At 41.9% G+C, this 11,707-nt stretch carries 11 protein-coding genes; 5 read left to right on the top strand and 6 right to left on the bottom strand.

All coding sequences use genetic code 11. The features are described 5' to 3' along the window. Positions 1–177 precede the first annotated feature (177 nt). Complete coding sequence (locus tag BLR32_RS24480; protein WP_089835540.1) at positions 178–573, top strand: hypothetical protein; 396 nt, start codon at positions 178–180, stop codon at positions 571–573. Positions 574–624: 51 nt separating this feature from the next. Here BLR32_RS24480 and BLR32_RS24475 read toward each other — a convergent pair whose 3' ends face one another. The 3 genes from BLR32_RS24475 to BLR32_RS24465 form a co-directional block, all read right to left on the bottom strand. Further along, the gene (locus tag BLR32_RS24475; RefSeq protein ID WP_089835538.1) at positions 625–1,689 is read right to left on the bottom strand and encodes a zinc-dependent alcohol dehydrogenase; all 1,065 of its coding nucleotides are present in this window, start codon (positions 1,687–1,689) and stop codon (positions 625–627) included. A gap of 239 nt (positions 1,690–1,928) precedes the next feature. Beyond that, positions 1,929–4,433, bottom strand: coding sequence for a phosphocholine-specific phospholipase C (locus tag BLR32_RS24470; protein WP_089835537.1), 2,505 nt, complete (start codon positions 4,431–4,433; stop codon positions 1,929–1,931). A gap of 252 nt (positions 4,434–4,685) precedes the next feature. Continuing rightward, positions 4,686–5,429 carry a hypothetical protein gene (locus BLR32_RS24465; RefSeq protein ID WP_089835535.1) on the bottom strand — a complete coding sequence of 248 codons (744 nt, stop codon included), beginning with the start codon at positions 5,427–5,429 and terminating at the stop codon, positions 4,686–4,688. Between the two features lie 445 nt (positions 5,430–5,874). Here BLR32_RS24465 and budA point away from each other — a divergent pair, with 445 nt between their 5' ends. Together budA and BLR32_RS24455 are read left to right on the top strand one after the other, a co-directional pair. After that, complete coding sequence (gene budA, locus BLR32_RS24460; RefSeq protein ID WP_176842423.1) at positions 5,875–6,747, top strand: acetolactate decarboxylase; 873 nt, start codon at positions 5,875–5,877, stop codon at positions 6,745–6,747. 303 nt (positions 6,748–7,050) lie between these two features. Further along, positions 7,051–7,518, top strand: a complete 468-nt coding sequence (locus BLR32_RS24455) for a hypothetical protein (protein WP_089835531.1) — start codon at positions 7,051–7,053, stop codon at positions 7,516–7,518. A 65-nt stretch (positions 7,519–7,583) separates the two neighbouring features. Here the strand turns inward: BLR32_RS24455 and BLR32_RS24450 are convergent, their stop codons facing one another. Continuing rightward, entirely contained in the window at positions 7,584–8,150 is a 567-nt protein-coding gene (locus BLR32_RS24450) for a hypothetical protein (protein ID WP_143011567.1), read from the bottom strand. Continuing rightward, positions 8,147–8,779, bottom strand: coding sequence for a hypothetical protein (locus BLR32_RS24445; protein ID WP_089835527.1), 633 nt, complete (start codon positions 8,777–8,779; stop codon positions 8,147–8,149). Before BLR32_RS24445 ends, BLR32_RS24450 begins: the two co-directional genes overlap by 4 nt. Positions 8,780–9,049: 270 nt before the next feature. Here BLR32_RS24445 and BLR32_RS24440 point away from each other — a divergent pair, with 270 nt between their 5' ends. Continuing rightward, entirely contained in the window at positions 9,050–10,159 is a 1,110-nt protein-coding gene (locus BLR32_RS24440; protein ID WP_218124247.1) for an IS4 family transposase, read from the top strand. A gap of 240 nt (positions 10,160–10,399) precedes the next feature. After that, complete coding sequence (locus BLR32_RS24435; protein ID WP_089835525.1) at positions 10,400–10,924, top strand: DinB family protein; 525 nt, start codon at positions 10,400–10,402, stop codon at positions 10,922–10,924. Positions 10,925–10,990: 66 nt separating this feature from the next. Here the strand turns inward: BLR32_RS24435 and BLR32_RS24430 are convergent, their stop codons facing one another. Continuing rightward, the gene (locus BLR32_RS24430; protein WP_089835523.1) at positions 10,991–11,542 is read right to left on the bottom strand and encodes a DNA-3-methyladenine glycosylase I; all 552 of its coding nucleotides are present in this window, start codon (positions 11,540–11,542) and stop codon (positions 10,991–10,993) included. Positions 11,543–11,707: the final 165 nt, after the last annotated feature.

The following is an 11,707-nucleotide window of genomic DNA, read 5'->3' as shown; positions in this document are numbered from 1 at the left end:
CAGTGTTTGTAGCGCGGGGTGACAACCCCGGGAACATAATGATAGCCCCCGGCCAGGATGAAAAATATTATTTTAATTATTATATTTGTTCCGTGAACAACGACCCTATATTTATAATCAATAGGACCCGGAACACTCGATACATATCCCCTAACAAATAATCTACAAACAAGAAAAATGAAAATTTGGAACAACGAACCAGGTAAACAGGAGGCTGAAGCATTAATCACTGAATATTTTCAACTCTTACAAAACGGAAAATTAGACGAAGCAAATGAATTGATTGGTAGTGCATACGATGATTGGTTAGATACGCTTTTTGTAGTTTGGCAGGACCATTACCTGATTCATGAAATCCCTAAGGATTCATCTTTTGATGGAAAGGAATGGCTAAATGATTTAACATGGTTAAAAGACCTGACTATCAAGCCGGAAATGGAATGGATCAACGACAGCCATGTCTGGGCTGATTTCATTTATCGTGGAGAACCATCTGGTTATGTTGGTGAGTTTAGCATCCGGAAGATTGATGAGGGGTATACCGTGAGACGAGAGATCTTTAAAATGGCATAAAATATTCCCCGGAGATTATTATCTCCGGGTTTTTCTTTTTATAATACCTCATCAGAGACTAAGCGCCACAAAAACTGCATGGGTCTGCTGTTTGTTCTGAGCCGTTTCAAAAGCCTCATTGATATCATCAATTTTAAAGCGGTGTGTAACAAGCTTGCTGGCATTTAATTTCCCTTTTGCCAGCAGATCAAGACACATCTTCATCTCAGGATATATATGGTGGAAAGCATAGCTGGCGCTGAGTACCAACTGTATCTCTGCCTTTTGCATATGTTGCCAGTTCAGAGGAATGGCCTGCTCTCCTGTTTCGAAGCCGCCTACTACTATCACCTTCCCGCCAACGCGGGTGAAGGTAGTAGCCTGGGGCAGTGTTTGTGGCATTGAAGGGCCGCCGGCACACTCAAATGTAATATCGGCGCCCTGGTTGTTGGTAAACTCCATCAACTTCGCATGAGCATCTTCCTTGCTGGTATTGACCACAACATCAGCTCCCAGCTCTTTGGCAATGGCAAGAGAGGAGTCTACTACATCAGTTACCATCACATCTGCACCGCTGATCTTCGCCAGCTGTAATTGTCCAAGCCCTATAGGACCGGCGCCTATCACCACTATTTTATCATTTAGCCCAATGCCGCTTAAATGTATGGCATGTATGCAAACAGAGAAGGTGTCCAGCAGGGTAGCTTCCTCAAAGCTTACATGCGCTGGTAGCTTATAAAACTTTTTAGCCGGACCTATCACATATTCAGCAAATGCCCGTGATACAGTCTTCATTCTTACCGGGTAGAGGTTCGGACAGATATTATACTGCTGCACATTACACCAGTCGCAGGTCTCATCTCCCAGCAATGTTTCTATCACCACCCGGTCGCCGGTTTTTACATTGCTGACTGCATTACCAACTTTCACCACTTCACCCGCCAGCTCGTGCCCCATGACCTTGTGTTCAAGATTCGGATCATGTTTCTTCCAGTGGCGAAGGTCGGTGCCGCAAATACCCGCTACACGTACCCTTGCAAGTACCCAATCGTCATGAGGTAACTCCGGAAGATCCACATTCGCTATGTCAAATGTGCCCGCTGCATTCTTAACAGCAGCCTTCATCGTCTTTTCCATAAATGCAAAAAATAAGTGTCCTATACAGGACACTCAAATTCTGTGCGTGTTATGTATATAACAGCTCATTCCCTAAAACCTGGCTATAGCGTAATGGTTTTCAGAATAACATTTAGCAACAGTTAGCCTATGATGAGCAACAGTATGTAGAGCACATGAATAGTCATATACCGCCGCCCGGGCATATTCACCATTTAGACCATAGCATAGAATGGCATCAATCCCTATAGTTCCTGCATTTACACTACATTTCCCATCAGCGGATCTGTCTGACTAACCTTCCCCGTCTCCACATGCCCTGCAAAACCTTCCAACATATCCGTTCCAGGCACGCTGACAGTATAATCATACCACTGATAACTTCTCGCTAAATTCAGCACAACATTCACCGTTTCCTGTGGCGCTACAGTACGCCTCACTGCGCCGTTCTTATAACTGTTATCCTTTATCTCAACAGTATGCGCCTGCGTATCATAGTTGGTAATGCTGACAATGATATTACCAGTCAGCTCCGCCGCATTCTTTTTGCCCTTCTCGTAAAGCGTTGCTATTTTCAGCTTCGGATTATTCCTGTTACCTGCAAACTCCCGATAAAAGCCGTTAGGCGCATATACTCTCAGGTGATAATGCCCCTTATCAAAATCATTCAGGGTCCATTCATCAACCAGTGTATCACCCGGAGCCGCAGCATATTGCCATGTACGCAGCACTTCTCCTTTGTAAGGCTGCATCGCATACACCATAAAAGGAGCACCGGCAGCACGTTCGCCAAAGGCAGTATTACCGGCATTAAAGCTGATGCTATAACTGTCCTTCTCCTTATCGAACTGGCCATTTACAAGGAGCTCATAAGGCGCAGCACACGCCTGACGTGTACCCTTTTCCTGTTTAGGGAAGTATGGCGACCGTAGATGATCTTTATTGATCTGCTCGATCTCTGATTCACTCAGCGCCTTGAAATTATCAGGTGTCTGTTTGAACTTTGTACTATAGATCTTCTCAATGAAGGCCTGTTTTTGCAGGAACTGCGGACGCTCAATCTTTTCTCCGTTATATGGCCTGAACGCCGAAGTCAGATCTCCGCAGATCGTTCTTCTCCACTGCGTGATATTCTCTTCCTTTACCTGTTTGTTGAACTTCTTCGCAATAAAATTCTCCAGGAATTGTAAAGAAGAGGTATGATCAAACAACTCTGAACAAACATACCCGCCTCTCGTCCATGGAGAAGCAATGATCATAGGAACCCTGTACCCCAGTCCGATAGAACTTTCCCTGATCCTGTCCGGATTGGCAGAAGGATTGGTTTGCTGCTCTTTTGTTACGAAATCCATCCTGGGATCTATACCGGAAGATACTTTGCCGGTATGCTCTTTATAAGGATTCGGTACAGCATAGGGCACCACATGGTCAAAGAAACCGTCATTCTCATCATAGGTAAGCACAAAGATCGTTTTCTTCCATACCTCCGGATTCTGCAACAGGATCTCCATTACTTCATTCACATACCAGGGACCAAACCATGGCTCTCCGGGATGGTCCGAGAAGTTGGCAGGCGACATCAGCCAGGATACGGTCGGCAGAGTACCATTCTTCACATCTTCCCTGAACTGGTGAAGGATGTCTCCCTTAGGCACTTTCAGTTCTCTGTCCGTACCGTCCTCCTTATATTTGATATTGGTCAGCTCATGGTAATGCGGATCATTATTGTTCACCGTAAAAGCTTTGGCATTCAGTTTCCTTTCCGCTTCCGGAAGATTATTATAGGCTGCTATCGTATACTGCCGCGTTTCTTCTTCCAGTTTCTCCAGCGTTTTCTTTGCCGCAGCCAGTCTGAGAGGGGCCGTACCTGATGCAGGCTCTTTTTCCAGGCGTTCTATCTCTTTGATAAGATTAGCCTTTTTAACCTCGAGATTGGCAATACCACCCGGATGCAGCCTTATGTTGAACTGCTTATAATATTCCAGTACGTTACAGCCGAAATTACTCAGCCAGTCACTTTCTTCCCCGTTCAGACCAAACCCTATAGTCACCTCATTCTGGTATACTTTCCAGGAAATGCCATTCTCTTCCAGGCGCTCCGGATATGTTTTCCATGCCAGTTCAGGCCTGGCATAGTTGGTAATATTCCACAGATGTGCTATGCCAGCCGGCTCATTCTTTTCGCGCACAGTACCGGTCATCCAGTAATAACGGTTAGGATGTGTACCGGTAATGCTTGAGCAGAAGTTCTGGTCGCAGACCGTAAAAGCATCCGCCAGGGAGTAATAAAAAGGAAAATCCGCGCGGTCACAATATCCCATGGTCAGCGGTACATCTGCATATTTGGAGTTCTTCTTCACATCCAGCCAGCGGTTGTATTTGCCATCATTACGTGCATCTGTCTGATCCGACCAGCCATGTGGTGTAGATCCCATCCAGGGCACTTTCGTATCCATGGCGTTTAACCGGAAGGGTGCATAGGTCTTACCTTCCTTATTGGATTGCAGCCATACTTTGTTGCTGTTGCTCAGCCGGATGGCCCGGGGATCGTTAAAGCCCCTTACACCCTGCAGGCTGCCGAACAGGTGATCAAAGGAACGGTTTTCCTGCATGAGGAATACAATATGTTCAGCATCGTAAAAGGTACTGCCCGGCTCCGGGTTAATAGCTAGTGCACGCTGTATTGCTGGTGGCATCGCATTGGCCAGCGCAGCACTTCCTGACAATAGCGCTGCCTTTTTTAGAAAATCTCTGCGGGTATCCATATTTTTTACCTGATATTATCGTTAGAATGAATCGTGGGCATCCAGGATGGCGAAGTTAAAAATATCAGGATGAAAGGTCAACCCCTGTATTTTAAATGATTTTAAACATTGTTGTGCGGTAAAATAATTTTATAGGCGACAAAAAGGAAGGACGTCCCTGATAGTATCTGTTTAGATGGCGCCTTCGGACTCTGAAGGAATTAAAAAGGCATCGGCGGTAGCCGATGCCTGTCAGGTATTATAATGGGTTTGTTATTTACATCTGTAAGTAAATACGGGATTGAAAAAGCCCATATAGTCAATAATAATGGTAGAACCACCATGACTATACGGATATTCCAGCGGAAGACCATATGCATTATATGAACTGGCGCCTATCGGATTATTTACGCTATAGTCGCGGTTAATAAATTGCAGAACTGGATCAGTACGATTGAAGTTTACTTTATTATCATAGTGCAATGAATCTCCGTAAACATTTGTTACAAGATTACCCTGTGCATTGTACGCATAAGTGATGGAAGATCCTCCTGCCGTCCGGCGTATCATCCTGTTATGGGAATCATATTCATAGGTCGTAGTTAAGGTATAATATTCAGGAGGCATTTGCGGATCAAATACAGGACCATTAGCGCCTATTGTGCCTTCATAATAGAAGGTGTCTTTCGCAATCCGTCCGTATGCATCATAATACAGATAGTGCCACTCCCAGAAACGATCACCAACACTGTAGGTTCCTCCATTAGTAATGAATTGCGACAAGCGGCCATGCGCGTCATATATGAACTTGTAATCCGGACTTAAACGGCTCTGATGTGCAGCACGTCTGTAGGCAAGCCGGCCCTTTGCATCATATTCAAAGGCGACATTGTAATCAGACACGCCATCATCGATATTTGTCAACTTACAGATACAGGGTAATGCGTTATCCTGTTTGCGGCAACCAGCTGCAGAAATAAGCACTATTGCCAAAAGAGGGAAAATGAACCTGTTCATAAATAAGGGTATTTTGAAGTTAAGACCTGCATGAATAGTCGATTGCGCGCGCGGTACAGTCAATCATGGCGCGTATATCAGATGTGAATAATCAGGGTATAATTGCAGAGAGGTATACTGGTTAGAAGGAATATCGAAGATATAAAAAGTTTAAGGTAACATCTGTCTTTAATTTTTATCCTATATAGCTAATCCGCGCTAACTTTTTATCATTAGATAAAGCCGGTTAATTACCTTTGTTCCGTCATCTGGAGTTTGTCTATCAGGTTCCCCACTTTTGGGGATTTTAATATCGCATTAGTTGACAGACATTTGCATACAAATAGTCATGTTAAATGCCTACGTTTAAGTAGAAGATCTGATGGGGGATCTTTCCGCTTAGTGGTCGTCCCGGTTCATGCGGGACGACTTTTTATTGAATTACCATTATCCAATCATAAATGACATGACACAAGCATTCAATTACAGCAGGACCGGATCATTACTGATGTTTATACTGTTGGGAACATTCTCTTCCTTACAGGCACAGAAACGGATCAATAAGGAAAACGGGAATACCATCACAGCCAGGCAATTTCCCGGGCATAAAAAGGCTGGCAATCACGCAAAGCATAACATACTTTTTCAATACGGTGTTGCCGATGCTTTTATCGGAGGCGTATTTGATGGCAATTATACCTGGAGTCAGCTAAAGGAACAGGGGGACTTCGGCCTGGGCGCCCCGGACCAGCTGGACGGAGAACTGACCATCTGCGATGGCAAAGGCTACCAGACACAATCTACCGGCAAAACTATACAGGTAACAGACAGTTTTAAGACCTCCCTGGCCTTTGTTACGTTTTTCAAGGCAGATACTATCTTCACGATCAATGGCACCCAGGATCAGGCAGCTGCTTTTAACCAGATCGACAACTATCTGAAAAAGAAGAACGGCATGTACGCCATCAGGATCTCAGGTAGCTTTAATCAGCTGAAAACAAGGGCGTTCCCTCCTCCGAAACAACCTTATGCTCCTCTGGCCACCCTGCTGAATACCCAGCAATTCTTCGATATAAAAAATACAAAAGGCGTACTGGTAGGGTATAAGCTGCCGACCTATATCAACGGTATCAGCATAGAGGGGTATCACTTCCATTTCCTGTCAGACGATCGTTCAAAGGGCGGACATATGCTGAGCTTCTCAGGCAATGATCTTAAAGTAGAAGTGGCAGAACTGAAGGACTTCCATATGACCGTACCGGACGACGGTTCCTTTATGAACTACGAGTTTAAAAAGAAGCAAAATATTGATCTGGAGAAAGTTGAGAAGGGGCATTAAGCCAGACAGGGAGCTTAGTTTGCATTATGTAGCGCAGGAACTGCATGAGGGCGAGATGATGCTGGCTTCGGTACAGTTTAAATAGATTTAAAAAATATGGAGGTAATGAGGGCATGGTACCTGGTTGGCGCTATGCCCTTTAATCATTTAATAATATGTGAGACACTGTCTCACGTATTACAAAGCCGGGCTGGCTATTGCTATAGATCAGTTATTTGCAGTAACTTACGTAACTATAATAACTGCCAGCTTAAACATACGTGCGGATGCTAAAAAAGTTGTTTTTCATTAAACATTGTTTTTATGAAAATCAGATCTTTTTTTATCAGTGCTTTGCTGGTAATGGTGATGTATACCAACTGTAGCAAAGAGAAAAGACCAACTTTACCACTTAATGAAACAGAAAGCAAACTAATGGGTACCTGGGTTGTAATGACAGTAACAGTTGAGGAAACCGGTAAACCTCCTGTGGTCACACATATCAATGGCGCCCAGTGCTACTTTATAAGATTCAGGAATCACCCTTATCCTGTCTCAGATGGCGCATTTGCCGATGCAAATTCGGTAGACGACCAAAGAGATTGTTTAAATTTTCTGCGTGCCTGGAAAGTTGGTAGTGATGGCAGATTACAGATATCAACTTTGCACCTGATATCTTTAGATACTGTGTTTGAGTATGCGGATATATTGATCCTAAAGAAGGATACTTTGGCATTCAGAAGCACTGTGAATAATTCGCCGGATCGGCATACAGTTTTTGAGTTCAGATAGGAGACACATGCATAGGGCATGTATGTTCTTCTTAGATGAATATTACGGCACTCATTAGTTCTACACTATTGTACAATATTATGTGTCTCCAATTTTTTGTATGTATTATTTAATTTCAACCATTCTGCAGGCATCTCCATTCCCATGATAGATTTGGCTGTACTGTCACCAGAAGCTTTAAAACCCCGCATTTCATAGTTCAAATATATGCCATCGTGGAGTTCAATAAAAAGGAAGTCATTATATTTTCTATTGCACACTTTGAATGAGAACTGCCAATCATTGCCAACCTTTCCTAAGGTATCTGTTACTGTATATCCGCCATCTTTGTCTTTGACAGCCTTTAATATTTTGAGATCCGTGGCTTGAGGATTAGATAATTGATGTATCCAGCCTTTTAAATAGAAACAGTTATCAACTGTTTCACAATGTGCTTTCTCGATCCAGGGAACAATATCACAGGGCGCGAATCTAATGGAGACGTATTTCCCATATCGTTCATCGAATTTCACTCTTGTAATGCGCCCTTCGTACGTACAGGAATCGCATCTTTTATCTTTTCCCGGCGAACTAAAAGAGGAAAAGAGTATTAGTGTTGCAAACAGTATGCTATTCTTCCAAGGTATTATCATAATTCATTGTTTCGGATCTCAGTCCCCATTTCCTTTAGCAATCCCTCTACACCTTTCCCAAAGTCTTTTTTACGAGTTAATTCAGTTATGTGATCATAGACAATCAACTTATCCTTACTATCAAATTCGCAATATTTCAGATTCATTAATACTCTGTAAATACTTCTCCAATCATTTGTACGTGTAAGCATTTCGAGTAATTGCAGGAGATATTCTTCTTTTTTCTTTGTGTTTATAAGCACAAGGTTACACTGTGTCTGATTCTTTAGGATGTCTGAGGCGCGCCTCTGCAATAATGAAACAAGATCCTGCTCGTAAGTAACTGGTAGCAGTTCTTTGGAACAATATTTAAAATAATCCAGCGCAGCCAGTTTAACGATAGAATGTTGTTTGGTAAACAGATAGCTGTAATACCGGTCTCTTAGCTCTTTGTCATAGATACGCAGCATGCCTGCGAGATCCATCAGATCAGACAGGTACAAATGATCTCTGATATTGGTGGCTGCCACTATAAACTGCCGGTAATATTCAAAATGATCATCTTTGAAGTCATACTCGTTAATGAAATCACTTCTGACATCATAACTTTTATGTTCAAAAAGTGATTTTACTTCTTCTAATGTTTTCATAGATATCTTTGTTAAATGGGCCTGCGCGTACAAACATAATTATTTATACATAATAATTGCTATAAAAGAAAAAGGGGGATACACATCCCAGTCATGGTCGGAAGATTATTTCTTCCGACTTTTTTATTTTAGGGACTAATATTGCCCCTTAATTAATTGAAAATCAAATAATTATATTGTTTTTATCATTTTAATTGCTTATCTTAATATTTGATAATCAATAAGATATGCCCATGTTTAAAGACCATAAAATCAACATAAAACATCCTGTTGGGGTTTATCCCCGAAGCTCTTATCGCGAATTTATCTGTAACAACTAAAGTCGATTATTACGCAAAAGTCCTTCATGGAAAGAAGATGTTTTACTTATTGATGTACGGTATTTTGGAAAATGAAAAACTTAGCCAGAGAACATTGGAAGACACATTCAATGATGCTGTGTTCAAAATACTTTTCAACCTGGATGAAGATGAAAAAGTGCGTAGGAGCTCTATTTCAGATAGATTATCCAAAATAGATCCGGACTATTTTAAGCAGATATACGAATGTATTTATGATCAGTTTTCTGAAATATATTCCTCAACAGAAAGAGAAAAATATAACTTGATTCGTGTAGACAGTTCAATGATTAGTGAAACTGTTGGTAAGCTCATGGAAGGAATAGATAACCAAAGTGGTAAAAAGGCGGTTAAGTATAGTATTGCCTTTGATGGTATTCTACCTTGTCATTCCAATGTCTTTACCTCTGCTGCTTATTCAAGTGAAGATATTGCGTTACCGGAAGTAGTATTGGAACATGTGAAAAAAGAAACTAACCACAACAATATTTATGTATTGGATAGGGGTTTGCAATCAACCAGAACAATGAAATCCTTTACTGCGGATGATGTGGCCTTTATTTGCAGAGCTAAGGAAAATAGAAAGTTTGTTGAACTAGAGTCATTTATTACTGAAAATCAGGACTTAGATCTAGGCGAATCCAATTTGCTTAAAGATTGTAAAGTTCAATTATACACAGGCATTTTAATTAATAACAAGCGTGGGAAGGAACACTACAAAGAAATGCTGGTAGATACCCATTTCCGTCTTGTTGTTGTAAAAAGCAAAACAGATGAAGACAAAATCTTTTGGTTTTTAACTAATGATTTTCAACTATCCGCAAAAGACATTGCTCAGGCATATAGACGACGATGGGATATAGAGGTGTTCTTTCGATTTTTAAAACAAGAACTCAATGTAAGTCACCTTGTTTCATTGAACCAAAATGGCATACAGGTAATGTTATACATGACCTTGATAGTTGCAATGATGGTATTGATCTACAAAAAGGCAAATAACTTAGGTTACAAAACCGCTAAAGACGGTTTTCAATGGAAGTGAGGGATCTGGCAATTGCTCTAATCGGTGTACAGTGTGGAGGAGATCCCAGCCTGTTTTTCAAAACATAAAAAAAGGTCGGAATTTCTTCCGACCATGACTGGCATTAAGCCCCTTTTTTTATACCCGGAACGTATCTATCGAAATATTTAGTTCAGTCAATAAATGTCCTATATTTGCCACTGGATTTACATTATAATACCACCATCATCTTCATTTGTACACAACTCAAAGCAACTTATCATGAGTACGCAAACAGAAAATATTGCTGCAGCACAGACTAAACAGATCATTTCACAGATCCTGACGACCTGGCATTCAAATACTAAGCGGGTGACGGCCTTCTTCAACAAATATGAGGACGATTTTTACCTGCAGGAAGTAGCTCCCGGTCGCAGCAGGGCCATATACCTGTTGGGCCACCTCGCAGGATCAAGCGATGGTCTGCTGTCATTATTCGGTATCAGTGAAAAACTGTATCCTCAGCTGGAAAAGCTTTTCCTTACCAGCCCGGACAAGGCTTTTGATGAATATCCATCTATGGCGGAATTAAGGGAATACTGGGAGAAAGTGAACAGTATACTGGCGGATCATTTCAGCAAAATGCAGCCGGAAGATTGGTTATCCAGGCATACGAAGGTATCAGAAGAAGACTTTGCGAAGGAACCTCACCGGAACAAGTTGAATGTACTGATTAGCCGTGCTACACACATCAGCTATCATGTGGGGCAGTTGGTCTTCCTTGAGAAGAAAGAACCTGCGTTTTAAGGACATTATTCCCGGCTCATTGCATTACCCGAAGGCGGATTAATGAGCCGGGAATCAGTTAATACGTTATTGTTTTGTCAACCACAATGGCTTTGCCTGTTGTATCTTTTTATACACCTTACAACTGGTATCATGAGCACCCGGCAGGCAGCCTATACTCATCAGGAATTCATTCACAATCTCTCCACCAGTGAACTTGAACGTTTTCTTAAAGATCTTTACCCATTCCTCTTTCGTTTTCGGATGATGAAACGCTATCCATTTCTCAAAAGAGCCATGTTCTTTTTGTAGTTGCAGGATAGTCTTGGCATTTTCTATTGCCGCATTGATCTTTAAGCGGTTCCTGATAATGCCCGGATCTGCCATCAGTCTTTCCCTGTCCGCCTCCGTATAAGCGGCTACTTTTTTAATATTGAAATTGCTGTATGCTTTCCTGAAACCGGCCTCTTTTTTCAGGATGGTTTCCCAGCTCAGGCCCGCCTGGTTGATTTCCAGTATCAGGCGACAGAATAACTCGTTGTCGTCATGTATAGGAAAACCGTAGTGCTGGTCGTGGTAAGTTTTGTGTATAGCCTTTTTTTCTTCAGACATGTACTCGATCGCGCTGCAGTATGACATATGTGATGTTTCTAAAGTTTTAATGATTAATGAATGATGCTCTGTATTAACGGGAGACATCCTTGTCTTGATGTTAAGGTCTTGTTAAACTGCCAAGTTAGTTAAATTAGGCTTTATCAGGAATGTATCTTTGGCGCAACCTATTTCACACTGTTTCATTTTATA

Source organism: Chitinophaga filiformis, assembly GCF_900102545.1.
GTDB classification, from domain to species: Bacteria; Bacteroidota; Bacteroidia; order Chitinophagales; family Chitinophagaceae; genus Chitinophaga; species Chitinophaga filiformis.
Note: the sequence above shows the minus strand (reverse complement) of the source record. Positions and strands in the feature narration are given on the sequence as shown.

Bases quoted from the DNA above. Each gene is read 5' to 3' on its own strand.
- BLR32_RS24450 (WP_143011567.1), bottom strand. From the start codon at position 8,150: ATGATAATACCTTGGAAGAATAGCATACTGTTTGCAACACTAATACTC.
- BLR32_RS24445 (WP_089835527.1), bottom strand. From the start codon at position 8,779: ATGAAAACATTAGAAGAAGTAAAATCACTTTTTGAACATAAAAGTTAT.
- budA (WP_176842423.1), top strand. From the start codon at position 5,875: ATGACACAAGCATTCAATTACAGCAGGACCGGATCATTACTGATGTTT.
- BLR32_RS24480 (WP_089835540.1), top strand. From the start codon at position 178: ATGAAAATTTGGAACAACGAACCAGGTAAACAGGAGGCTGAAGCATTA.
- BLR32_RS24435 (WP_089835525.1), top strand. From the start codon at position 10,400: ATGAGTACGCAAACAGAAAATATTGCTGCAGCACAGACTAAACAGATC.
- BLR32_RS24465 (WP_089835535.1), bottom strand. From the start codon at position 5,429: ATGAACAGGTTCATTTTCCCTCTTTTGGCAATAGTGCTTATTTCTGCA.
- BLR32_RS24470 (WP_089835537.1), bottom strand. From the start codon at position 4,433: ATGGATACCCGCAGAGATTTTCTAAAAAAGGCAGCGCTATTGTCAGGA.
- BLR32_RS24475 (WP_089835538.1), bottom strand. From the start codon at position 1,689: ATGGAAAAGACGATGAAGGCTGCTGTTAAGAATGCAGCGGGCACATTT.
- BLR32_RS24430 (WP_089835523.1), bottom strand. From the start codon at position 11,542: ATGTCATACTGCAGCGCGATCGAGTACATGTCTGAAGAAAAAAAGGCT.
- BLR32_RS24455 (WP_089835531.1), top strand. From the start codon at position 7,051: ATGAAAATCAGATCTTTTTTTATCAGTGCTTTGCTGGTAATGGTGATG.